Source organism: Pseudidiomarina aquimaris, from assembly GCF_003987395.1.
Lineage (GTDB): Bacteria > Pseudomonadota > Gammaproteobacteria > Enterobacterales > Alteromonadaceae > Pseudidiomarina > Pseudidiomarina aquimaris.
In genome coordinates this window covers 468202-492918 of the sequence record NZ_PIPT01000001.1, presented here as the reverse complement: position 1 = coordinate 492918, position 24717 = coordinate 468202, and the positions used below count along the sequence as shown (strand labels likewise).

Annotated in this window: 23 protein-coding genes and 1 tRNA gene; 22 read left to right on the top strand and 2 right to left on the bottom strand. The window is 50.1% G+C overall.

Annotation, left to right across the window (positions count from 1 at the left end):
• The first annotated feature begins 207 nt into the window (after positions 1 to 207).
• The 17 genes from rpsB (at position 208) to CWE21_RS02330 (ending at position 17066) form a co-directional block, all read left to right on the top strand.
• A complete protein-coding gene (gene rpsB, locus CWE21_RS02410; RefSeq protein ID WP_126770581.1) occupies positions 208 to 942 on the top strand; it encodes a 30S ribosomal protein S2 in 735 nt (244 codons plus the stop codon).
• A gap of 26 nt (positions 943 to 968) precedes the next feature.
• Positions 969 to 1847 (top strand): translation elongation factor Ts, encoded by an 879-nt coding sequence (gene tsf, locus CWE21_RS02405; protein WP_126832787.1) that lies wholly within the window; start codon positions 969 to 971, stop codon positions 1845 to 1847.
• Positions 1848 to 1991: 144 nt separating this feature from the next.
• A complete protein-coding gene (pyrH, locus tag CWE21_RS02400; RefSeq protein WP_126832785.1) occupies positions 1992 to 2738 on the top strand; it encodes a UMP kinase in 747 nt (248 codons plus the stop codon).
• Positions 2739 to 2802: 64 nt separating this feature from the next.
• Entirely contained in the window at positions 2803 to 3324 is a 522-nt protein-coding gene (gene frr, locus CWE21_RS02395) for a ribosome recycling factor (RefSeq protein WP_417682750.1), read from the top strand.
• Between the two features lie 81 nt (positions 3325 to 3405).
• On the top strand, positions 3406 to 4179 hold the full coding sequence (gene uppS / locus CWE21_RS02390; RefSeq protein WP_126832781.1) for a polyprenyl diphosphate synthase: 774 nt from the start codon (positions 3406 to 3408) through the stop codon (positions 4177 to 4179).
• 1 nt (position 4180) lies between these two features.
• The gene (locus CWE21_RS02385) at positions 4181 to 5044 is read left to right on the top strand and encodes a phosphatidate cytidylyltransferase (protein ID WP_126832779.1); all 864 of its coding nucleotides are present in this window, start codon (positions 4181 to 4183) and stop codon (positions 5042 to 5044) included.
• The gene (ispC, locus tag CWE21_RS02380; RefSeq protein WP_126832777.1) at positions 5041 to 6261 is read left to right on the top strand and encodes a 1-deoxy-D-xylulose-5-phosphate reductoisomerase; all 1221 of its coding nucleotides are present in this window, start codon (positions 5041 to 5043) and stop codon (positions 6259 to 6261) included. The genes CWE21_RS02385 and ispC overlap by 4 nt, the downstream gene beginning before the upstream one ends.
• The gene (rseP, locus tag CWE21_RS02375; RefSeq protein ID WP_126832775.1) at positions 6255 to 7610 is read left to right on the top strand and encodes a sigma E protease regulator RseP; all 1356 of its coding nucleotides are present in this window, start codon (positions 6255 to 6257) and stop codon (positions 7608 to 7610) included. The genes ispC and rseP overlap by 7 nt, the downstream gene beginning before the upstream one ends.
• A 35-nt stretch (positions 7611 to 7645) precedes the next feature.
• Positions 7646 to 10153, top strand: a complete 2508-nt coding sequence (gene bamA, locus CWE21_RS02370) for an outer membrane protein assembly factor BamA (RefSeq protein ID WP_126832774.1) — start codon at positions 7646 to 7648, stop codon at positions 10151 to 10153.
• A 44-nt stretch (positions 10154 to 10197) separates the two neighbouring features.
• The gene (locus CWE21_RS02365; RefSeq protein WP_157982719.1) at positions 10198 to 10713 is read left to right on the top strand and encodes an OmpH/Skp family outer membrane protein; all 516 of its coding nucleotides are present in this window, start codon (positions 10198 to 10200) and stop codon (positions 10711 to 10713) included.
• 5 nt (positions 10714 to 10718) lie between these two features.
• Positions 10719 to 11738, top strand: a complete 1020-nt coding sequence (gene lpxD, locus CWE21_RS02360) for a UDP-3-O-(3-hydroxymyristoyl)glucosamine N-acyltransferase (protein WP_126832770.1) — start codon at positions 10719 to 10721, stop codon at positions 11736 to 11738.
• 50 nt (positions 11739 to 11788) lie between these two features.
• Positions 11789 to 12244, top strand: coding sequence for a 3-hydroxyacyl-ACP dehydratase FabZ (fabZ, locus tag CWE21_RS02355; protein ID WP_126832768.1), 456 nt, complete (start codon positions 11789 to 11791; stop codon positions 12242 to 12244).
• Positions 12245 to 13009, top strand: coding sequence for an acyl-ACP--UDP-N-acetylglucosamine O-acyltransferase (gene lpxA / locus CWE21_RS02350; RefSeq protein WP_126832766.1), 765 nt, complete (start codon positions 12245 to 12247; stop codon positions 13007 to 13009).
• Positions 13010 to 13037: 28 nt separating this feature from the next.
• Positions 13038 to 14183: a lipid-A-disaccharide synthase gene (gene lpxB, locus CWE21_RS02345; protein ID WP_126832764.1), complete on the top strand. Its 1146-nt coding sequence runs from the start codon at positions 13038 to 13040 to the stop codon at positions 14181 to 14183.
• 99 nt (positions 14184 to 14282) lie between these two features.
• A complete protein-coding gene (locus CWE21_RS02340) occupies positions 14283 to 15248 on the top strand; it encodes a glutathione S-transferase family protein (protein WP_126832762.1) in 966 nt (321 codons plus the stop codon).
• Positions 15245 to 16075 carry a pirin family protein gene (locus tag CWE21_RS02335; protein WP_126832761.1) on the top strand — a complete coding sequence of 277 codons (831 nt, stop codon included), beginning with the start codon at positions 15245 to 15247 and terminating at the stop codon, positions 16073 to 16075. Before CWE21_RS02340 ends, CWE21_RS02335 begins: the two co-directional genes overlap by 4 nt.
• A 19-nt stretch (positions 16076 to 16094) precedes the next feature.
• Positions 16095 to 17066, top strand: a complete 972-nt coding sequence (locus CWE21_RS02330; protein WP_126832759.1) for an NAD(P)H-quinone oxidoreductase — start codon at positions 16095 to 16097, stop codon at positions 17064 to 17066.
• A 15-nt stretch (positions 17067 to 17081) separates the two neighbouring features.
• Here CWE21_RS02330 and CWE21_RS02325 read toward each other — a convergent pair.
• Positions 17082 to 17166, bottom strand: a tRNA-Tyr gene (locus CWE21_RS02325).
• An 87-nt stretch (positions 17167 to 17253) separates the two neighbouring features.
• Here CWE21_RS02325 and xerD point away from each other — a divergent pair.
• The 5 genes from xerD (at position 17254) to lysS (ending at position 23390) form a co-directional block, all read left to right on the top strand.
• Positions 17254 to 18165 (top strand): site-specific tyrosine recombinase XerD, encoded by a 912-nt coding sequence (gene xerD, locus CWE21_RS02320; protein ID WP_420821118.1) that lies wholly within the window; start codon positions 17254 to 17256, stop codon positions 18163 to 18165.
• Positions 18166 to 18256: 91 nt separating this feature from the next.
• Complete coding sequence (dsbC, locus tag CWE21_RS02315) at positions 18257 to 18994, top strand: bifunctional protein-disulfide isomerase/oxidoreductase DsbC (RefSeq protein WP_126832755.1); 738 nt, start codon at positions 18257 to 18259, stop codon at positions 18992 to 18994.
• 3 nt (positions 18995 to 18997) lie between these two features.
• Complete coding sequence (gene recJ, locus CWE21_RS02310; protein WP_126832753.1) at positions 18998 to 20719, top strand: single-stranded-DNA-specific exonuclease RecJ; 1722 nt, start codon at positions 18998 to 19000, stop codon at positions 20717 to 20719.
• Positions 20720 to 20763: 44 nt separating this feature from the next.
• A protein-coding gene (gene prfB, locus CWE21_RS02305; RefSeq protein WP_126832751.1) for a peptide chain release factor 2 occupies positions 20764 to 21862 on the top strand; the annotation gives its coding sequence in 2 pieces (ribosomal slippage) (positions 20764 to 20838 and positions 20840 to 21862; 1098 coding nt in all).
• Between the two features lie 13 nt (positions 21863 to 21875).
• A complete protein-coding gene (gene lysS, locus CWE21_RS02300; protein ID WP_126832749.1) occupies positions 21876 to 23390 on the top strand; it encodes a lysine--tRNA ligase in 1515 nt (504 codons plus the stop codon).
• A 65-nt stretch (positions 23391 to 23455) separates the two neighbouring features.
• Here lysS and CWE21_RS02295 read toward each other — a convergent pair whose 3' ends face one another.
• A complete protein-coding gene (locus tag CWE21_RS02295) occupies positions 23456 to 24607 on the bottom strand; it encodes a trans-sulfuration enzyme family protein (protein ID WP_126832747.1) in 1152 nt (383 codons plus the stop codon).
• Between the last annotated feature and the right edge of the window lie 110 nt (positions 24608 to 24717).

The following is a 24717-nucleotide window of genomic DNA, read 5'->3' as shown; positions in this document are numbered from 1 at the left end:
GTCAAAAACCACCGTAAAAACTTGCGTGCGCGGCGCTTTTCGTGGTATAAAGCGCCCGCAATTTCGATTGTATTCGTTCCTAGAACGTTTTAATTAACTAAACCACACACATACATCGACACATAGGTCGGGGTGCTCGAAGCCAAAGGCTAAGGGTCGAACTATGGGATGTATGGAGGCATAACCCCTTAAAAAGGAAAGAGAATCATGGCAAACGTATCAATGCGTGATATGCTGAAAGCTGGTGTGCACTTCGGCCACCAAACCCGCTTCTGGAACCCGAAAATGAAGCCTTTTATTTTCGGCGCTCGTAACAAAATCCACATCATCAACTTGGAAAAAACCGTGCCAATGTTCAACGACGCGTTGAACTACTTACAGCACGTTGCTTCGAACAAAGGTAAAATCTTGTTTGTTGGTACCAAGCGTGCCGCTGCAGAATCAGTAAAAGAAGCTGCAGTAAGCTGTAACCAGTTTTATGTAAACCATCGTTGGTTGGGTGGTATGTTGACTAACTGGAAGACCGTTCGTCAGTCAATCAAGCGTTTGAAAGAGCTTGAGACGATGAGCCAAGACGGTACTTTCGAGAAGTTGACCAAGAAAGAAGCTCTGGTAAACACTCGCGAAATGGAAAAGCTCGAGAAGAGCCTTGGCGGTATCAAAGATATGGCTGGCTTGCCAGACGTTCTGTTTGTTATCGATGCTGACCACGAGCACATCGCGATTAAAGAAGCAAACAACCTTGGCATCCCTGTGATTTCAGTCGTTGATACTAACTCGAACCCTGATGGCGTTGACTATGTTATCCCTGGTAACGACGACGCAATCCGTGCGGTACAGTTGTATTTGAATGCCGCTGCAGCAGCAGTGAACGACGCACGTGGCGCAGTACCTGCTGAAGGTAACGCTGACGACTTCGTTGCAGCAGACGAAACTGAATAAGATACTCAAATAGAGGATACTGACACATGGCTATTACAGCAGCTCTGGTAAAAGAACTGCGCGAGCGCACTGGCGCTGGCATGATGGATTGCAAAAAAGCTTTGGAAGAAACCAACGGTGATATCGAAGCGGCAATCGAGAACATGCGTAAGAGCGGTCAAGCGAAAGCAGCTAAGAAAGCTGGTCGTGTAGCTGCCGAAGGCGTGATTTTGACGAAAACTGAAGGCAACGTAGGTACTTTGGTTGAGTTGAACTGTGAAACTGACTTCGTTGCACGTGACGAGAACTTCTTGTCATTCGGCGACAAAGTTATCAACGCAGCGTTCGCCAACAAAGAAACCGACGTTGAGAAGTTGAAAGCAACTGCTATCGACGGTGGAACTGTTGAAGAAGTACGTGAAACTTTGGTTGCTAAAATCGGTGAAAACATGAACGTGCGTCGTGTGATCACTGTTGAAGGCGGCGACTTGGTTGAAGCATACGTGCACGGCGGTCGTATCGGCGTTTTGGTTGCCATCACTGGTGGTGACGAAGAATTGGCGAAAGACTTGGCAATGCATGTTGCGGCAAGCGCTCCTCAGTTCGTTAAGCCTGAAGACGTTGACGCGGAAGTTGTTGACCGTGAGCGTCAAATCCAGCTTGATATCGCGATGCAAAGTGGTAAGCCACAAGAAATCGCTGAGAAGATGGTTGAAGGTCGTATGCGTAAATTCACTGGCGAGATCAGCTTAACTGGTCAAGCGTTCGTGAAAGACCCTTCAATCACAGTTGGTGATTTGCTGAAGCAGAAAAGTGCTGATGTACTGACTTTCGTACGTTTCGAAGTTGGTGAAGGTATCGAGAAGAAATCTGAAGATTTCGCTGCTGAAGTACAAGCACAAATGGCTGCTGCGAAAAAGGCTTAATGCCAATGTCGCGAACGACGACGTACAGTCAGAATTAAAAAACCGCATCCCACTCGGTTGGGATGCGGTTTTTTTTCGCGTAAAGTGAAACAAGTTAATTTTACCCTTCATGCTGCACATGATGCTAACAAAGGAGCACCCACAATGACCGCAATGACCAAGCCAGCCTATCGGCGCATTTTATTGAAATTAAGTGGTGAAGCATTAATGGGCGATGAGCCGTTTGGTATTGATGCCAAAGTGCTCGATCGCATGGCTCATGAAATTAAAGAATTGGTCGAATTGGGCGTGCAAGTTGGCCTCGTGATTGGTGGTGGCAACCTATTTCGTGGTGAAGGCCTTGCTAAAGCGGGTATGAATCGTGTCGTTGGCGATCATATGGGCATGCTGGCCACCGTGATGAATGGTCTCGCCATGCGCGATGCGTTACATCGTGCCTTCGTCAATGCACGTTTGATGTCGGCGATTGAGCTCAACGGCGTGTGTGACAGCTATAATTGGGCCGATGCGATCAGCTTGCTGAAATCGGGACGTGTTGTCATTTTCTGTGCCGGTACAGGTAATCCATTCTTTACCACAGATTCAGCCGCTTGCTTGCGTGGTATCGAGATTGAAGCAGAGCTCGTACTCAAGGGCACCAAAGTTGATGGCGTCTATTCAGCAGATCCAAACAAAGATCCAAATGCACAACTCTACTCGCAAATAAGTTATAATGACGTTCTGCAACAGCAACTCAAAGTGATGGACTTAGCCGCATTCACGCTGGCACGCGACCACAAATTACCAATTCGTGTGTTTAATATGAACAAGCCAGGCGCTTTGCGTTCGGTGATTATGGGCACTGAAGAAGGTACCTTAATTGCTAGCGAAGAAATGCTTGAGAAGCTTTAATTAAAGAATTTGATAAAGGGAAAGCACTGTGATCAACGAAATCAAACAAGATGCCAAGCAACGTATGGAAAAGTCAGTCGACGCGTTGCGCTCACAAATTTCTAAAGTACGCACAGGTCGTGCGCACCCAAGTCTGCTCGACAGTGTCATGGTCAATTATTACGGTGTCGACACGCCGCTAAAACAACTTGCCAATATTACCACTGAAGACTCACGCACCTTAGCGTTAACGGTGTTTGATAAATCTGCAAGCCAAGCGGTCGAAAAAGCGATTATGACTTCTGATTTGGGCTTGAATCCAGCCGCAGCAGGTACCGTCATTCGTATTCCATTGCCACCACTGACGGAAGAACGTCGTCGCGATCTGGTCAAGATTGTACGTGCGGAAGCCGAGCAGGGGCGTGTAGCGGTGCGGAATATTCGTCGTGACGCGAATAGCGATCTGAAAGAGCTATTGAAAGAAAAAGAAATCACTGAAGACGAAGAACGTCGCGCAGCTGAAGAAATCCAAAAGCTGACGGATACTTACGTTGCTAAGATTGACGAAGCCTTGGCTGAAAAAGAAAAAGACTTGATGGAAGTTTAAGCGGTTACGCTTGAGGTCATTGGTTCTAAGCGCCGTGTTCGGTTACACTCGCACGGCGTTTTTCATTTTACGGCAGCGTTCATGGATAGTATTTCGGTTGAACAATTAAAATTACCCAAACATGTCGCCATTATTATGGATGGTAATGGGCGTTGGGCACAGCTACGTGGCAAGCATCGCACCTTCGGTCACAAAGCTGGGGCCGAATCGGTGCGTCGTGCCGTGGCTTTCGCGCGCAAAAAAGGAATTCAATCGCTCACCTTGTTTGCCTTCAGTAGTGAAAATTGGAAACGTCCTGAAGAGGAGGTTTCGGTACTTATGGAACTTTTCTTCACGGTACTGAAGCGTGAAGTAAAAAAGCTCCATAAACATAATGTGAAATTAAAAATTATCGGTGACACTGAAGGCTTCTCGGCAAAGCTGCAGCAGCGCATTAAAGAAGCTGAAGCATTGACCGTGAACAACACTTCATTGACACTCAATATCGCGGCAAATTATGGCGGACGCTGGGATATTGCCCAAGCGGCGCAACAGTTGGCGAAAAGCGTTCAAGAAGGTAAGCTTAACCCTTCTGATATTAACGAGGAAAAGCTTGCTGCGCACTTAAACTTAGCTGATCAGCCGGTACCTGACCTATTGATCCGAACCGGTGGCGAGCATCGAATTAGCAACTTTTTGTTGTGGCAACTGGCTTACGCAGAGTTTTATTTTGCCGATGTTCTGTGGCCAGACTTTGATGATCAAGCTTTTGCTCAAGCGATTGCTGATTTTAGTTGCCGTGAGCGCCGCTATGGGCTCACCAGTGAACAAGTGCAACAAGCGATCCTCGATACTGACGTAACTTCTGGGGAGTAACGTGTTAAAACAACGTCTAATAACAGCACTTATTTTACTGCCCTTGGCGCTTTATTGCGTCTTTGCTTTGGCGCTGGAGTGGTTCGCCGCCGTGATCACTGTGGTCATGTTGGGTGCGGCCTGGGAATGGTCGCCTATAATGGGCTTACGTCGCGGTATTAGCCGGGCACTGTACACCGCCTCTGTAGGTGTGCTTCTTATTGGCTTGCAGTGGTACATTCCGGTGAGCGACATCTGGCAGCAGAAAGAGCTTCATCCTGTCTACTTTTGGCTACTACTCGCGGGGGCCGTCTGGTGGGTACTGGCCACACTTTTAGTCCTGAACTACCCGAATAGTCGGCGGCTATGGTCACGAACGCGCTCAATTGTTGGCGTCTTTGGCTATCTAACCTTGGTGCCAGCAGCAGCGGGAATGTTTGCGGTACGGTCACTCAATTATGCAACAGACCCGCTATTTGGTGGTTTTGTTTTGCTCTTTATCCTGCTTTTAGTTTGGGCTGCTGACGTTGGCGCATATTTTGCCGGCGTACGTTATGGCCGCAATAAGCTAATGCCGGCCGTGAGTCCAGGTAAGACCATGGAAGGCCTGATGGGCGGAATCGCCTTGGCGTTTGTGGTGATGATGGTCGTTGCGCAATGGGTACAAGTGCCTGCCGCGCAATACAGCGGCTTTTATTTTACCGGTTTATTGACGGTTGTGGTGTCGGTATTTGGCGACCTCACCGAGAGTATGTTTAAACGCTGTGCTGGCGTGAAAGATAGTGGTGCATTGTTGCCCGGGCATGGCGGTTTACTCGATCGCATTGATAGCTTAACCGCGGCACTCCCAGTCTTCACCTTAGCCTATGTGTGGTTGTTGCTATGACTCAGCAGCGCCTTTGTATTCTCGGTGCCACCGGTTCGATTGGATTAAACACTCTGGCGGTGGTGAGAGAACATCCACAACGCTTTTGTATTGACGTCCTAACTGCGTCTACCAACGTCGAGCAGATGTTGGCGCTTTGTACTGAGTTTCAACCGCGACAAGCGATCATGGTTGACGCTGCTGCAGCGCAGGCGCTACAGCAGCAGCTTAGCAAGCATAAGGCCGGCGCTGCGATTGAAGTACGAAGTGGCATGGCAGCGCTCAGTGATGCCGCCGGTAGCGCCAACAACACCACCGTAATGGCTGCGATTGTCGGCGGTGCAGGCCTGGCACCAACACTCGCAGCGGTCGAGGCGGGCAAACGCGTGCTGTTAGCTAATAAAGAAGCACTGGTCATGTCTGGGCAACTGTTTATGGATGCCGCGCAGGCAAGTGGGGCGCAGATTTTACCGGTCGACAGTGAACATAACGCCATTTTTCAATGCTTGCCCCATGAAGCTCAGCAGCTTGGTCGTTGTGACTTAGCTGCCGCCGGAATCAATAAAATTATTTTGACCGGATCGGGCGGGCCGTTTCGCGAGCTACCGCTTGCTGAATTGGCAGCGCAAACGCCAGCGGCGGCTTGTGCCCATCCGAACTGGGACATGGGACAAAAGATTTCTGTCGACTCGGCAACGATGATGAATAAAGGCCTCGAGTATATCGAGGCGCGTTGGTTATTTAACTGTAGTGCCGAGCAAATTGAAGTGGTCTTGCACCCGCAGAGCGTGATTCATTCGATGGTGAGTTATGCTGACGGTTCCGTCCTCGCGCAAATGGGGCGGCCGGATATGCGTACACCGATTGCCCATTGTTTGAGCTTTCCTGAGCGCATCGATAGTGGTGTAGCGCCGCTCGATTTTATGGCCTTGCAAAACCTCACTTTTGCTGCTGCTGAAGCTGAGCGCTACCCATGCCTTGAACTTGCCATCAAAGCGTGTTGGCAAGGCCAGTGGGCAACCACTGCGCTGAATGCGGCGAATGAAGTTGCGGTTGCGCATTTTCTCGATGGACGCATTGCATTCACAGCGATTGCGGAGGTGTGTGCAGCAGTGCTGAAACAGCTCGAAACAACTTATGCAACGCAAGATGTGAACTCTCTAGCTGCCGTTTTGTCTGTTGATGAGCAAGCGCGCGCAAGTGCATCAGAATTTATTGAGAAGAATTATTCATGCTAGACATTTTATGGTCCTTAGGCGCTTTTATCGTCACTTTGGGAGTGCTGGTTACCTTTCACGAGTTTGGCCATTTCTGGGTCGCTCGTAAATGTGGGGTAAAGGTCTTAACTTTCTCTGTCGGCTTCGGTAAGGCGATTTGGCAACGCCAAGGTAAAGATGGCACGTGCTATCAGGTCAGCCGAATCCCGCTAGGTGGCTACGTACGCATGCTCGATGAACGGGTCGACGAGGTAGCGCCAAACGAACGCCACTTGAGTTTCAATAGTAAGTCAGTCTGGCAGCGCTCGGCTATTGTCGCAGCTGGGCCAGTGGCAAACTTTCTGTTAGCGATTGTGGTGCTGTGGGGAATGTTCCTTATTGGTGTGCCGTCGGTAAAACCGGTGGTAGGGGCGGTCACGCCTAATTCAGTTGCAGCTCAGGTTGAACTGCCCACGCCCAGTGAAATTATCAGCGTCAACGGTCGCCGTACTGAGGACTGGCAACAGGTTAACCTGGGTTTTGCCGCCGCATTAGGTGATGACACGGCAACGCTTACGGTCCGAGATGAGCGCCAACGCGAGCGTACCTTCGAACTCGATATCAGCAACTGGCGTCTGGGCGATGAACAAATCCCAACTTTTAGTGCGCTCGGCTTCCAACCTTTTCAGCCAGCAATTTATACCGAATTGGCGTATGTGCAGGAAGATTCACCCGCAGCGCAGGCAGGTTTACAAGTCGGCGACAAAATTTTGGCGCTCGATGGAACTCTCTATGAAGAATGGTCTCAAATACGAGACGCTATCATGGCCGCGCCGGCCGAGCAGGTTTCTTTAACCATTTTGCGCAATGGCGCAGAGCTCGAGTTACCGGTGACCATGGGAGAGCGAGAGTTTGAGGGTAAGACTTATGGGTATCTCGGCGTAGAACCGGCACGAGATAGCTACCCAGAGGCCTATCGATTCGTCCAGCAATACGGTATAGTCGATAGCCTCGTTAAAGGTACAGAACGTACGTGGAACCTAATGGTTTTGAGCGTACAAATGATAGGTAAGCTGCTCACCGGCACGGTTTCGGTGACCAACCTTAGTGGGCCTGTAGCAATAGCTGAGGGCGCTGGGGTTTCAGCAAGCTATGGATTGGTTTACTTTTTAGGGTTTCTCGCGCTCATCAGTGTTAATCTCGGCATCATTAATCTGTTACCATTGCCCATGTTAGATGGTGGGCATTTGCTCTTTCTCAGTATCGAGGGAGTGCGCAAAAAAGCGGTATCAGAGCGTGTACAGGAGATTAGCTACCGGATAGGTGGAGCACTGATATTCGCACTGATGGCAATCGCAATTAGCAACGATCTATTGCGGCTGTTCAAGTGAGATTAAATTTACAATAAACAAATAAGTAGCACAGAATGACGTTGAAAAAGCTATTTTTAAGTGCCCTCATGGCGAGTGCAGCACTACCAGCCTACAGCGCTGAGACAGGTGCCGATGGTGCCGAAGAGTTTGTCGTTGAAGATATTCGCGTACGTGGCCTACAAAGGGTTGCACTGGGTGCCGCATTAACCTACATCCCGATCCGCGTAGGCGACTCGGTCGATAGCGAAAATATTCAAACTTCAATTCGCTCGCTGTACTCCTCTACGCACTTCAATAATATTGTCGTGCGCCGCGTTGGCGACACACTTATATTCGAAGTCACTGAACGGCCTACCATTAGTGAGATCGAGTTTGAAGGCAACAACGACATCAAAGATGAACAGTTGACGCAAAGCCTGACCGATCAAGGAATTATCGAGGGCGAACCACTCGATTTAACGACCATCTCAAGTATCGAAACTGGGCTTGAAGACTTCTATCACTCTATCGGTAAATATAACGCCGAAGTAGCGGTCAATATTATCCGCTTGCCACGTAATCGTGTGCGTCTCGAAATCGATTTCGAAGAGGGTGATTCAGCCGAAATCCAGCAAATTAATATTGTAGGCAACTCGGTATTCAGCGACGCTGAACTACTAGCTAACTTCGAACTGAAAGACAAGTTGCCGTGGTGGAACTTCCTTGGTGCGCGCACGTATCAGAAGCAGCAATTAAGCGGTGACTTAGAGACCTTAGAGTCATTCTATAAAGATCGTGGTTATTTAACTTTCGCAATTGAGTCAGTGCAGGTGAGTATGACACCTGACCGCTCTGGCGTTTACATTTCGATTCACATCAATGAAGGTGAAATCTTTACCGTAAACGAGACTCGCGTCATCGGTGACCTGCGTGGTCAACGTGAGGTGGTAGAGCGTTTGACCCGTATTGATGCTGGCAGACAGTACAGCGCTGCACAGGTTACCTATATTGAAGAGCTCGTTGCGAAGCTATACGGACGCTACGGCTACGCATATCCAGAAGTCCGCGCGATTCCAGAAATTGATGAAGAAAACAACCAAGTTGATTTGGTGTTCTCTATCAATCCGGGCAAGCGTGTTTATGTGAACCGCATTAAATTCCGTGGTAACACGGTCACTGAAGACGAAGTTTTACGCCGTGAAATGCGCCAATTTGAAGGCGCGCCGCTTAACGATGAATCGGTTGAGCAAGGTAAAATTCGTTTGGAACGACTTGGCTTCTTTGAAACCGTTGAGAACTCGACAACACGGGTCAACGGTCGCAACGATTTGGTCGATATTGAGTATTTGGTCAAAGAACAACCGTCTGGCTCATTCAACTTTATGTTGGGTTACGGCGACTACTCTAAGCTTCAGATCGGGGTGGGGGTATCGCAAGACAACTTCCTCGGTACGGGTAACCGTGCGGCGATTAATATCAATACCAACCGTTTCAATCGTACTTTGAGCTTGTCTTACATGGATCGCTACTTTACTACGGATGGCGTAAACCTTTCCGGACAAGTATTCCTCAGCGAGTTCGATGCTGGTCAGCAAGAAAACTTAATCCGCTACAACACTAAGCGTGTTGGCGTGGGCTCGAGCATCAGCTTCCCGATTAGTGAAGTGAGTAGCTTTAACTTCGGTGCAATGTTACGACGCGAAGAGGTGACCAATGTTGAAGGCTATGAGCAGGTGAAACGCTTTTATCAGCCTTACATTGACAGCCAAGATCCGAACTCAGGGGTCGCCTTCGATATGCTATCTCTGGAAGCCGGTTGGACACGGGTAACCCTTAACCGTGGTACCTTCCCTACAGCGGGTACCATGAATCGTGTCAATGCAGAAATCACGGTTCCGGGAAGTGATGTTCGTTACTTCCGGGTCAACTATGACTTTAAACATTACTGGCCAATTACCGACGACCATAGCTTCGTGCTCTTGACCCGCTTAAATGTAGGTTATGGTAACGGTTATGGTAACGACGACAACGGCAACGACTATATCTTCCCGTTCTACGAGAACTTCCGTATCGGCGGGAATGATGACCTGCGTGGTTTTGAACCGAATACCATTGGTCCACGTGCGGTGTATCGCTATCCTGATAGCATCCTCGGTCCTCCGGGCTTTGGTGGCGTACCAACGGACTTACCGGTTGGGCCAGGTGCTGATACGGTTGCTGTAAGCCAGTACTCCGTCGGTGGTAACGCCATGTATGCCGCTGGTATCGAGTTGATCGTACCGACGCCACTAATCAAAGAAGAAAACAAAAACACAGTTCGTACCAGCATTTACTTAGATATAGGTAGTGTATGGGATACTGAGTTCCAGTATGACGAATACCGTCAACTGCAGCAGGTGGGCAACCTAAACTATCGTTTGGAAGACTTCAGTTCACCTGACCTTTACCGCGCCTCGGCGGGTATCGCAGTGCAGTGGCTATCGCCTATGGGACCTCTGACATTTGCCTTTGGTCGTCCGATCAAGGATTATGAGGGTGATAGAGCGAAAACCTTTAGTTTCAACTTTGGTACGACATTCTAAAATCAATAGTCGTGCCCGAATTTATGAATAACAGGAGTAGTTACGTGAAAGCATTAATGAAAACCACAGTAGCAGCGGCAGTGCTTGCTACCTCAATGTTTGCGAATGCAGCTGAAGCTCAACAGAAAGTTGGTTTTGTGGACATGCAAACTGTCTTGCAACAGTTGCCACAGGTACAGGAACTTTCTAACCGTTTGCAAGAAGAGTTTTCTGGCCGCATCAGCGAATTAGAGAAAATGCGTAGCGATATGCAAGCGTTAAGCGAGAAAGCTGAGCGTGATGCGCAAATCATGTCTCCATCAGAGCGTCGTGATTTACAACGTGAAATGGAAATGTTGGAAACCCAATACCAGATGAAAGCGCGTGCCTTCCAAGAAGACAACGAGCGTCGTGGTAATGAAGAACGCAACAAACTAATGCGTGAAGTTTTCCAAATCGCACAACAAGTTGCGCAAGCTGAAGGCTTTGATCTCGTACTTAACAGCCAGTCAGTATTGTATGCAGGTGAAAGCCTGAACTTGACTGACGAAGTGGTTGCAAAAATGACAGGTGGAAACTAAGTCGAATGCAAACCATGACATTGCAACAACTGGCGTCAGTCATTGACGCCGAAGTTGTCGGTGATGGGCAACAACCTATTACTGGCGTTGCAACGCTTGCCTCGGCTCAGTCGGGGCAAATTGCGTTTTTAGCCAACGAAAAATATCGCGCCCAGTTGGATAGCACCCAAGCGAGTGCAGTGATTGTCGCGCCCAATGTGGAATTACCAGAAGGCTTGGCGGCGTTGGTTACGCCGAACCCGTATGCCGGTTTCGCTAAAGTTGCGCAGCAACTCGACACCACACCCGCAGCGGCAACTGAAATTGATGCATCAGCGAAAGTAGCATCGTCGGCACAGCTCGGCGAGAATGTCGCAATTGGTCCTTTGGCCGTAATAAGCGAAAATGTCGAGCTAGGTGATAACGTGCAAATTGGTGCAGGTTGTTACATTGGACCTGGCGTCCGCATTGGTGCAAATACGAAGGTATGGCAGCAGGTCGTGATCTATCATGACTGCGTTATTGGCGCGGATTGCTTGCTGCACAGCGGTGCGGTCATTGGCGCTGATGGCTTTGGTTGGGCCAATGAACAAGGCAAGTGGATTAAAATTCCACAATTAGGTCGTGTGGTCATACATGACCGGGTCGAGATCGGCGCCAATACGACCGTTGATCGAGGTGCCTTAGATGACACCGTCATTTCCAGTGGTTGTATCATCGATAATCAGTGTCAAATCGCACATAATGTTTTCATTGATGAAGATACTGCCATTGCCGGTTGTACTGTACTTGCGGGCAGTTGCCGTATCGGTAAACGCTGCCTCATCGGCGGCGCAACGGCCATTAACGGTCACATTGAAATCTGCGATGATGTGCAGATCAGTGGTTTCTCGATGGTGATTAAAGCGATCAGTGAGCCGGGCGTTTATGCGTCAGGGATTCCAGCGGCACCGCATCGAGAGTGGCGACGTAATGGAGCCCGTTACCGCCAGCTTGACGATCTCTTCCAACGAGTGAAGAAAATCGAGAAAAAACTTAGCGATTAAGCTTCTCAGCGGTCGTATTTGGCGACCGCATCAGCTACGGAGATGAAATTTTGTCAGCATCTGACTCCGCCTTTAACATTCATGAAATTATGCGTTTATTGCCCCATCGTTACCCGTTCTTATTGGTCGACAAAGTGGTGAGTTGTGACGCTGAAAAACACATTCATGCTGTTAAGAACATCAGTGTGAACGAAGACCTATTCAATGGGCACTTTCCAGGCAACCCAATTTTTCCAGGTGTTTTAATTCTTGAAGCGCTCGCTCAGGCTGCGGGTTTGCTAGGTTTTAAAATCACTGAAAGCAAGCCAGGCAGCAATGACCTATACTTGTTCGCAGGCATTGATAATGCGCGCTTTAAGCGGCAAGTTATACCAGGCGATCAACTTGACTTGCATGTTAGCTTTGAAAAAGAACGCCGCGGTATTTGGGTGTTTAAAGGGCGTGCTGAAGTCGCGGGTGAACTCGCCTGCAGTGCCGATATCATTTGCGCAAGAAGAGAAACTTAAGTGATTCATCCTACAGCGATCATTGATGATAAAGCAGTTATCGGTAACAACGTCGAGATTGGCCCCTACAGTATTGTAGGGCCTGATGTAGTGATTGGCGATGACTGTTGGATTGGCCCACATGTGGTACTTAAAGGCCCAACGGTCTTAGGCAAAGGCAATAAAATTTACCAATTCGCTTCGGTGGGTGAGGATTGCCAAGATAAGAAATACAATGGCGAGCCCACGCGGCTGGAGATTGGTGATAACAATATCATCCGTGAATGCGTGACGATTCATCGAGGCACTGTGCAAGATCAGGGGCTGACCAAGCTTGGCAGCAATAACCTGTTGATGGCCTACGTGCACGTGGCGCATGACTGCATGGTCGGCGATAACATCATTCTGGCGAACAATACCACTTTGGCTGGCCATGTGTATGTTGGCGACTGGGCCATTCTTGGTGGCTTTACCGGCGTGCATCAATTTTGTCATATTGGTGCCCACGCGTTCACCGCAGTGAATTCTGTGGTGGTGCAAGACATTCCTCCCTATATTATGGCGCAAGGGCATAACGCGGTGCCACGTACGATTAATAGTGAAGGTTTGAAGCGTCGCGGATTCAGTAAAGAAGCCATCATGCATATCAAACGCGCTTTCAAAACTCTGTACCGTAAAGGTTTGACCATAGATGAAGCTGTGGCGGAGATGGAAAGCTGGCAGGCGCCTGAGCTTAACGAACTGATCCACTTTGTGCAGAACAGCTCGCGCGGCATCATTCGCTAACTCCTGACTAAATAACGACGCACCGACTATGCATGCATCAAAGCCTTTGACTGTTGCTTTATTGGCAGGTGAACACTCCGGTGATCTGCTAGGCTCTGGTTTGATGCGTGCCTTGCGTGAGCAACACGGCGAGGTCGAGTTTATTGGCGTGGGCGGACCGCTGATGGCTGCTGAGGGGCTAACCAGTCTAGTGCCGATGGAAGATCTTGCGGTCATGGGTATTGCAGAAGTAGTAGGGCGCTTACCAACCTTACTGCGTCATCGAAAGCATATCATTACAACCCTTCTTGCCAAGCGTCCGGCGGTATTTATCGGGATTGACGCACCGGATTTCAATTTGCCGATTGCTAAGCGTCTCAAGGCTCAGGGTATTCCGACCATGCACTATGTCAGTCCTAGTGTGTGGGCGTGGCGTCAAGGACGAATTAAGGGCATCAAAGCCAGTGTCGATCACGTGCTCTGTTTGCTGCCTTTTGAGAAAAGTTTTTATGACCAGCACGGTTTGCCTGCAACGTTTGTCGGTCATCCACTTGCCGACACCATCCCGATGCAATGGCCTAAAGCCGACGCGCGCGCTGAGCTTGGGCTAGCGGACGACTTTACGGTGGCCCTACTGCCGGGGAGTCGCAGTGGCGAAATAGCAAGGCTTGGCCCGGTGTTCCTGGCTGCGGCGCAAGAATTTCATCAACGTCATCCGCAGGCAAAGTTTATCAGCCCGATGATTTCCACGGCACGGGCCGAGCAATTTCGTGCGTTACAGCGTGAGCTTGCACCAGAACTCCCCTTAACCTTGATAGACGGCAAGTCGCGTAGCGCAATGGCTGCGGCAGATGCATTATTATTAACTTCGGGGACTGTGACACTTGAAGCGATGTTAATCAAACGGCCGATGGTGGTCGCCTATCGCTTTAACTGGTTAAGTTACCAACTGATTAAGCGCATGTTTAAGGCGAAGTTTTTCAGTCTACCGAATTTACTCGCTGATACCGAACTGGTGCCGGAACTGGTGCAGCATGAAGTGACGCCAGAGGCTTTAGCAAATGCCTTGGAAAAGCAACTTGCTGCCGCCGATGATGGCCACTTAATTGAACGTTTTCGTAGCTTACATCATCGCCTTCAGCGGGATGCCGATGCCGTAAGCGCGAAGGTCGCGCTTGAGTTGGCGACGCGCTAACCATTCTAAAATATCGAAAAATAACTCCGTAAAAAAGCACTAATCATCCGATTTGATAACTCCTATACTTCACTCATCATTCACAATTTAGAGGTGAACATGGGTTTATTAGTTGATGGCAAGTGGCAGGACAAATGGTACGACACCGAGAAACATGGCGGGCGCTTTGAGCGCAGTGCTGCGCAGTTCCGCAATTGGTTAAGCAACGCGGCAGACGCCGAATTTCCCGCCGAGAGTGGGCGCTATCACTTGTATGTGTCCTATGCTTGCCCGTGGGCGCATCGGACGCTTATTTTTCGTAAACTGAAAGGGCTTGAGGAGCATATTAGCGTCTCTGCGGTTGAGCCGTTGATGTTGGAGAACGGCTGGGAATTTGCGGCGGATAAACAGCATGCGTTGCATGACCCGCTTTACGGCTTTGACTTTCTGTATCAGCTTTATTTAAAAGCAGATCCAAACTACAGTGGCCGCGTGACAGTGCCGGTGCTTTGGGACAAACAAAAACAGACGATTGTCAGCAATGAGTCAGCCGATATCATTCGGATGCTCAATAGCGCTTTCAATGATCTCACGGGAAATCACTTGGATTTTTATCCGAGCGACCTTCATGAAGTTATTGATAGCGTGAATGACGAAGTCTATGACAACGTCAACAATGGCGTTTATAAGTGCGGTTTTGCAACGCAACAAGACGCTTATGAAGAAGCCTTTACTGCGTTGTTTGGGACGCTCGATAAGCTTGAGGAGCGGCTGCAACAGCAACGTTTTCTTGCCGGCGACCGAGTAACAGAGGCGGACTGGCGTTTGTTCACCACCTTGGTGCGATTTGATGCGGTCTACCATAGCCACTTTAAAACGAATCAGCGCCGTATCGTTGATTACCCAGCTTTGTGGGACTACGTACGGGCTTTATATCAAGTGCCTGGCGTCGCAGATACCGTGGTAATGGATCATATTAAAAAGCACTATTATGGCAGCCACACCATGATTAATCCGACCCAGATTGTGCCAAAAGGACCGGCGCTTGACTTCACTGCGCCCCATCAGCGAGGAGAAGTGTTATGAAAGCTATTTTAACGCGACATCGTGGCATGCCGGCGCAAGACGGCGCTGGGGTAAAACTAACGCGGATTATTAATCAACCGAGCTTACGTTACCAAGATCCGTTTTTAATGTTGGATGAGTTTCGTTCTGACGATCCGAATGACTATATCGCGGGTTTTCCGCCGCATCCGCATCGTGGCTTTGTGACGTTAACTTATATGCTCGCGGGACGTATGGAACACAAGGATTCAGTGGGCAACACCGGCGTGGTGGAAAGTGGCGGCGCGCAATGGATGAAGGCTGCACGTGGCATTATTCACGCGGAAATGCCCAAACAAGAAGAAGGCCTCATGTGGGGCTTCCAATTGTGGTTGAATCTGCCCGCAAAAGATAAGATGAGCCCGGCAGAATGGGCCGATTATCCTGCTGATAAGATCCCTGAAGTTGCACTGGACGGCCTCACGCTACGGGTGGTTGCGGGGAGCTATCAAGGCCAACAAGGGCCGATTCAACAGCAAGAGCAACAGTTCGAAATGTACGATCTGCGTTTTAGCGAAGCCGCGGCATGGCAACAAGGTAAAGTTTCGCAACAAACGCGCTTGGCCTATGTTTATCAAGGTGAAGTTGAGCTCAATGATAGCTTATTACAGCGCGGTGAACTGGTGCGTCTGGCGCCCGCTGCAGAACTGACGTTGCGCTCGAAGGGTGAGGCTGGCATGCTGCTCTTGGCGGCCGAACCGATTGGCGAACCCATTGCCCAATATGGGCCCTTCGTGATGAATACTCAGGCCGAGATTGAACAGGCGATTAACGATTATCAACGTGGACGCCTGACGACGACAACTTAAGTGAGGTAAAAGACCAAGTATGAGTAAACGCACCGCAATAGGTTTCCGTGCCGCAGATGGACAGCCACAGCAAGTGAGCTTTGAATATGCAGTACCTGAGGCTGATGAGGTGGTGATTGCAATTTCGCACAGTGGTTTGAATCGTGCGGATCTTATGCAATTAGCAGGTCATTACCCGCCACCTCCGGGCGCATCTGAGATCCTAGGTTTGGAAGCGAGCGGGACGGTGATCGCGACAGGACCCGCAGTGAGTCGTTTGCAACCCGGTGACGAGGTGTGCGCGTTACTTGCCGCTGGCGGTTATGCGGATCATGTGGTGGTCAGTGAGCAGCAAGTGGCCAAGCTCCCGAGAGGTCTGTCACTCGCGCAAGGGGCGGCCATTTGCGAAGCCTTTGCCACGGCTTGGTTTAACCTCTATGAAGTCGCCGCCCTACAGCCGCACGAGCGTTTATTACTGCATGCTGGGGCCAGTAGCGTTGCCTTGGCAGCCTTGCAGTTGGCCAAGCACAATCAAAATCCGGTTTTTGTAACCGCCGGTAGTGATGACAAAATCGTCTTTTGTCAGAGACTCGGTGCTGAACGCGGGTGGAATCGACAGCACGGTAGTTTTGTCAACGCGGTCAAAGAGTGGGGCGGTGCGGACGTTATTATCGACCCTGTCGCCGGTGATTATCTGCCCCAAGATCAACAGGTCTTGAACCTCGATGGGCGCATTGTAGTGTTAGGCTTAATGGGCGGAAGAGAGGCAACCATTGACGCTGGGCGCCTGCTCATGAAGCGTCAGCGCATCCAAGGAAGTACCTTACGCAACCAGCCGTTGCCAGTGAAAGCACGGATCATGCGTGCGCTTGAACAACATCTGTGGCCATTATTGAGCAGTGGCAGTTGTCAGGTGATGGTCGAAAAGGTTTATCCGATCGCTGAAATGGACCAAGCATTGGCGCAAATGCGTCGTAATGAGACACGTGGAAAACTGGTGTTGGAGTGGTAATTTGCAGAAGAAAAATGGTGGAGGGGGCAGGATTCGAACCTGCGAAGGCTGAGCCGTCAGATTTACAGTCTGATCCCTTTGGCCACTCGGGAACCCCTCCACGAAGGCAGGCATAGTAGCAGATTGAGGCAGCCTGTAAACCCCGCTATGATAAAAGCTGTAGTTATTTCCGACCCTTTTGAACAGGTTGTCTATTTTGTCGACAAAGCATGCTGAAATTATCGCCACATTCCTCGATCGCTTGTGGCTAAAGCAAGGTGTAAGCCCGCATACCAGTGCTGCTTACGCCACGGATTTGAAAAAGTTCCTGCAGTTTTTGCTCGCACATCGCGGTGAGGGGGCTGAATTATTGGCTGCGCGCAGCACTGATATCGAGGACTACATGCTATGGCGCCGGCAGCAAGGACTATCGCCGCGCAGTACAGCACGAGCATTGAGTGCCCTGAAAAAGTTTTATACTTATGCGGTGCAAGAACGTCTATGCATGGACGATCCGACCGCGCGCTTACGGCAGCCGAAACAACCGCAAGCATTACCGCACAGCCTAGCGGAGAGCGAGGTCGAAGCTCTGTTAAATGCGCCGCAAGAAGACGACCCAGTCCAATTACGTGATCGCGCCATGCTCGAGGTCCTCTATGCCACGGGATTACGCGTCACCGAGTTGACACAACTTACCTATAGCCAAGTGTCACTGCAACAAGAGTTGGTGCGTGTGGTAGGTAAGGGTAACAAGGAACGATTGGTACCGCTTGGTGAAACGGCACTAGAATATTTACAGCGTTATAGTAAAGAGGCACGGCCGCAGCTCAGCAAAGTGCCAAGTGATTATGTTTTCATTACCCGCCGCGGCGGACCTCTTACCCGCCAAGCTTTTTGGCACCGGATCAAGTTCTATGCACAGCAAGCGGATATCCGCTCGCATTTATCGCCACATACCTTACGCCATGCGTTCGCTACGCATTTGTTGAACCATGGTGCCGACTTACGTGTCCTACAAATGTTGCTTGGCCATAGCGACCTCTCGACCACGCAAATCTATACCCATGTGGCGCGTGAACGCTTGCAACAGCTGCACGCAACGCATCATCCTCGAGCCTAGTAAAATGGCTGCGTTAACGGGCGATTAAGGGTACACTGGACAACATTACGCGCTAAACATTATTAACAACAACGAAGTATAAGAGAATTCTATGAAACAGTTACTTTTGGCCGCGAGTATTCTGGGCCTTTTAGCATGTTCGCCACAGCAAGAAGCGCAGGCAAACGCTAATACGACTCCCGAAAGTGGTGCAAGCTTTAATCAAAGCTACTTGCAACAAATGGGCTTCACCGTTGAATCAGCCCAAGAATCAAGTATCCCTGGGGTGTTTGAAGTGATCACCGATCAAGGTTTGATCTATGTTGCAGACGACGGCAAGAAGCTGATTGGTGGCCGTATTTACGACATCACGGGTGGAGAACCGGTGAATCTGAGTGAAAACGTGATCCGCAAGATGCGTCAAGATGACATTGCCGCGGTTGCCGACGAAACCATTACTTATAAAGCTGACAATGAGAAATACGTCGTAACAGTTTTTACAGACCCAACTTGTGGCTATTGCCGCCAGTTACATAACAACCTTGAAAGCTACCTTGAGCGAGGCATCACTATTCGCTATCTCGCATGGCCACGTAGTGGTTTGCAAGGCAGTGCCTACCAGCAACTGAAAACAATTTGGTGTTCTGCGGATCAAAAAGCGGCGCTGGATGCGGCGAAAAATGATAAGCGCCTACCTGCCGCAAGTTGTGATGATCCCATCGATGAGCACTTCGCTTTAGGTAATAAATTTGGCGTGCGTGGTACGCCGTCAATGATCCTGCCATCGGGTGAGATGATCCCTGGTTTAGTTGACGCACGACGCTTAGCCGCTCAACTCGAACAGGATTAAGCGATGACGGATGCGCTGACGCTGCAGCGCCGGCCCGAAGTTGATGTAAGTGATCTACCGGCAGAAATGCCGTGGATCTTGCGTCAACTCCTGGCGCGTCGCGGGATAACCACAGCTGAACAACTTGATCTGCGTCTACAACGTTTACCGCACTTCGCGCAATTACATGACGCTGAGCGTGCCGCAAAACGCCTATGGTTAGCCATTGAACGTCAGGAACATATTTGTATTTGTGGTGACTTTGATGCCGACGGTGCAACCTCTACGGCGTTGATGGTTTCTGTACTGCGCGCCATGGGAGCGCAGCAGGTAAGCTATTGCGTGCCCAATCGCTTTACCGATGGTTACGGTTTGTCACCCAATGTTGTGAGCTACGCGCAACAGCAGGGCGCGCAATTGCTGCTGACTGTTGATAGCGGTATTTCCTGTCATGCAGGAGTCGATGCCGCAAACGCCGCGGGCCTCGATGTGATCATTACTGACCATCACCTCGCTGGAGCAGAATTACCCAAGGCTTATGCCATCGTTAACCCCAATCAACCGGCTTGTGGCTTTCCGAGTAAGTCGATCGCTGGGGTCGGCGTCGCTTTCTATGTGTTGCTTGCCTTGCGCGCCCAAGCTCGCGAAAGGCAACACCATGCGGCGCAATTAAACCTTGCTGAATGGCTTGACCTCGTTGCGCTTGGGACCGTTGCCGATGTGGTGAAGTTAGATGGGACCAATCGGGTACTGGTACAACAGGGCCTGCAGCGTATTCGTGCCGGCCATTGTCGACCGGGGATTCAGGCTTTATTGCAAGTAACGCAGCGTGAACCCGAGCGTTTACAGGCGACTGATCTAGGTTTTGCTCTAGCGCCACGCATTAACGCGGCAGGGCGTTTAGATGATATGGCGATTGGCATTGAATGCCTGCTAAGCGAAGATATTAACACTGCAACTGAACTCGCAGCGCAGCTCAATGACCTTAACGCCGAGCGACGCTCGATTGAAAGTGAAATGCGCGAAAGTGCGGCGAGTTATGTGGCCGATCTGCAACTTACCGAAGCTCAGTTACCGCCTTTGTTAGTGCTCCATGAAGCGGGATGGCATCAAGGCGTTGTCGGAATCGTCGCAGGGCGGGTAAAAGAACAGTTTCACCGCCCGACCATCACTTTTGCGGCAGGTGATGACGGTCTGCTTAAAGGCTCCGCACGATCGATTCCAGGACTGCACATGCGTGATTTACTTGAACGTGTGCATACCTTGCAGCCAAACCTCATTGAGCGTTTTGGTGGGCACGCTATGGCGGCCGGTTTATCGCTTGCTCCAGAAAACCTAGAAGCTTTCAAGCAAGCGGCAGTGGCGGTGGCTGAAGAGTGGCTTGAAGCAGAGGCCCTCGAGCGTACGATTGTCACTGATGGCAGCCTGGATGCCTCCTGTTTTACCCAAGGTTTTGTCGAACAATTGCAACGGCTTGGCCCATGGGGACAGGGGTTTCCGGAGCCACTTTTTGATGACACCTTTGAGCTGGTACAGCAAAGAATCGTCGGCAAAAACCACTTAAAAATGGTGGTACGCAGCAGCGATGGCATCATTCTTGATGCTATTGCATTTAATGTCGATACCAATGTGTGGCCTGATCTAGCGCTGCGCGAAGCACAGCTGGTTTACAAATTGCAGTTGAATCATTTTCGTGGACGAACGAATGTGCAACTGCTGGTGGAGCATTTGCTGCCTTTACGGTAAAATGCCGTCCCTTTTGAAATCAACCTTGGATGAAAGCACGTTTTATGTTCGAGACCAATGCCACCTACGTAGCTATAAAAGAAATGCGCGAGCGCAGCGAAGCGCTTCGGGGGTATCTTTGACTATGCTCAAAAAGTTGAGCGTTTAGAAGAAGTTACACGCGAACTTGAAGATCCAACTGTATGGGATGATCAAGAGCGCGCACAAGCATTGGGAAAAGAGCGAGCGAGTCTCGAACAAGTAGTGGAAACGCTGCAAACGCTAGCACAAGGCCTTGAAGACGTTGAAGGTTTGGTCGACTTAGCTGTCGAAGCAGAAGACGAAGACACCTACAACGAAGCCGTTGCTGAGCTCGATGAGCTAGAACAGCAGCTCGCAACATTAGAATTCCGTCGGATGTTCTCAGGACCACAAGATGGTTCTGATTGCTACTTGGATATTCAAGCTGGCTCTGGTGGCACTGAGGCGCAAGATTGGTCGAATATGTTATTGCGCATGTATTTGCGTTGGGCGGAAAGCCACGACTTTAAGGCTGAAATTACTGAATTGTCTGAGGGTGAAGTCGCGGGCATTAAGTCGGCGACGGTGCGCATTCAAGGCGAGTATGCTTACGGTTGGTTACGCACCGAGACCGGGGTGCACCGTTTAGTACGAAAGTCGCCGTTTGACTCTGGAAATCGTCGACATACATCGTTTGCGTCGGTGTTTGTCTACCCAGAAATTGATGATTCAATTGAAATTGAGATCAATCCGGCGGATCTTCGCGTTGATACCTACCGTGCCTCAGGTGCCGGTGGTCAGCACGTTAACCGTACTGACTCAGCGATTCGTATCACCCACGAGCCAAGCGGTATCGTGGTGCAGTGTCAAAGTGACCGTTCGCAGCATAAAAACCGTGACGCAGCGATGAAACAGTTACGCGCCAAGCTCTACGAAATGGAATTGCAGAAGCAATTAGCAGAAAAACAAGCACTGGAAGACAGCAAGTCGGATATTGGTTGGGGCAGCCAAATTCGTTCTTATGTGCTTGATGATGCCCGCATTAAAGATTTACGCACCGGCGTCGAGAACCGTAATACCCAAGCGGTGCTGGACGGCGCGTTAGACCCGTTTATTGAAGCAAGTTTGAAATCTGGACTGTAAATAGGAACCAACCATGGCAGAAAACACGCAAAACACCGAAGTCGTTGATGTAAATGAACAAATTGCACAACGAAAGGCGAAATTAAAGGCCTTGCGTGAGCGCGGTGTGGCGTTCCCAAATGACTTTCGTCGGGAAGATTTAGCGGCTGACTTGCATGCTGAGTATGACGACGTTGAAAAAGAAGCATTGGCTGAAAAGGGCATTCGTGTCTCAGTAGCGGGGCGTATGATGACGCGCCGCATTATGGGTAAAGCAAGCTTTGCGACGATTAAAGACATGAGCGGAAGCATCCAGCTTTATGTCGCCCGGGATAATTTGCCAGAAGGTTTCTACAACCAAGAGTTCAAGAAATGGGATCTAGGTGACATCGTTGGTGCTACCGGTACGTTGTTTATTACCGGCACAGGCGAATTGAGCGTCCAGGTGGACGATGTGCGCTTGTTGACCAAAGCATTGCGTCCGTTACCGGATAAATTTCATGGTTTGGCTGATCAGGAGACTCGCTACCGTCAGCGTTATCTCGACCTGATTACCAACGATGACTCACGTCGTACCTTTATCGTTCGCTCTAAAGTCGTCGACTATATTCGTCGCTACCTTGCCGCGAAGCAATTCCTTGAAGTCGAGACGCCGATGATGCAAACCATTCCAGGCGGTGCTGCGGCGCGTCCGTTTGTCACCCATCACAATGCACTGGATATGGAATTGTACCTACGAATCGCTCCAGAGCTTTACCTCAAGCGTCTTGTTGTCGGCGGCTTTGAGAAAGTATTCGAGATTAACCGTAACTTCCGTAACGAAGGTCTTTCCACCCGGCACAATCCAGAGTTCACTATGCTTGAGTTCTATTGGGCCTATGCGGATTACCGTGACTTGATGGATTTGACCGAAGACATGTTGCGCGGTATGACTGAAGAAATTCTGGGCTCTAGCACTTTCGTAAGCGAAGGCGTTGATTACGACTTTAGCCAGCCGTTTGCGCGTATGACCGTAAATGAAGCGATTTTGCAGCACCTTCCTGACGCTACTGAAGAACAGTTGAGTACCCTTGAAGCAGCAACCAAATTGGCAGAAAGTATTGGCATTCAAGTCAAACCAAATTGGGGTTTAGGCAAGGTACAAATCGAAATTTTTGAAGAAGTTGCTGAGCATAAACTTATTCAGCCAACCTTTATTACTGCTTATCCGGCAGAAGTATCACCGTTGGCGCGTCGCAACGACGAAGATCCGCACGTTACCGATCGCTTTGAATTTTTCGTCGGCGGCCGTGAACTCGCCAATGGCTTCTCTGAGTTAAATGATGCCGAAGACCAAGCGGAACGTTTCCAACATCAAGTACAGCAAAAAGAAGCTGGCGATGACGAAGCAATGTTCTTTGACGAAGATTACATCACCGCACTCGAGCATGGCTTGCCACCAACAGCTGGTGAAGGTATAGGTATCGACCGTCTGGTAATGTTACTGACCGACTCGCCATCGATTCGTGATGTACTGCTGTTCCCGCACATGCGTCCTCGGAAGGACTAAATCGCGCATTAAAAAAAGCCCTGCAACTATACGGTTGCGGGGCTTTTTTATGAGCTAGCTCGCGATTACGGCAATGCTCGTAAAAAGTCGTCGAGTAACTCTTGCTGGTCTTCAATTCCGCACGACATCCGTAATAAATCGTCAGGGCAAGGCGTGCCTTCACCTTCAATGCTCGCTCGATGTTCAATTAAGCTTTCGACGCCCCCGAGCGAAGTCGCGCGTTTCCACAGTTTGGTATGAGCAGCAACATGGATCGCTGCTGCTGCGCCGCCCTTGAGGCGTACCGAAAGCATACCGCCAAAACCACCCGTCATTTGTCGCTTAGCGATTTCATGACCAGCAAAACTTGGCAGGCCAGGGTAGAGCACTTCGGCGACTGCCGGATGTTGTTCAAGCTGCTCAGCAATAAACTGCGCGTTACGGCATGCTTCGCGCACGCGCAAATGCATGGTGCGCATGCCACGTAACAGCTGCGCAGCGTCGTGTGGACTTGGCACTGCGCCATTCTGCGCCCGCACAGCACGAATGCGTTGCCAATAGGTATCGTCACGGGCGCCAATCAAAGCGCCGGCAATGACATCGGAGTGACCATTAAGGTATTTGGTTGCTGAGTGCATCACAATGTCGGCGCCCAATTGCAAAGGCTGGGTCAAAAGCGGAGTAGCGCAGGTAGAATCTACTGCCACTTGCGCACCCGCCGCGTGCGCGTGTCGAGTAATGGCAGCGATGTCAGAGATATTCCATAAGGGATTCCCTGGCGTCTCTAGCCACACCAGTTTGGTCTTACCCGGCTGCAGCTGTTTTGCCACCTGCTCGACGTCTGTCATATCGATAAACTCGATCACCAGCCCCCAGTCTGTGGCAAAATTGAGCAGCCAATTGCGCAGGGCCCAATACATGACGCGTGGCGCGAGTACGTGATCGCCAGGGCGTAGGCCTTGAAACACCGCAGTCGCAGCGGCCATTCCAGAGCCAAAAAGAAGGGCTTCATGACCAGCTTCTAACTGACATAACAGCGCTTCTACTGGCTTATAGGTAGGATTATCGGCGCGCGAATAAACATTGCCGGTTGGGTAACTATTGTCCTTGCCACGCAAGTAAGTGGTGGCGACGTGAATAGGCGGCACGACCGCTTGGGTTTCCTGATCAATGGCACCGAGCGATTGCGCCAGTGCGGTGGCAGATGAGTAGGGGTAAGGATTGTTCGGTTTGGACATAACCAGCTGGTTCTCTCGCGGCAATTTTATCGGCCTAGAGTAAAGCTTTCGCGGCTATTTGCAAAGCATAAAAAAACGCACCCGAAGGTGCGCTTTTGCTACTTCAAAGC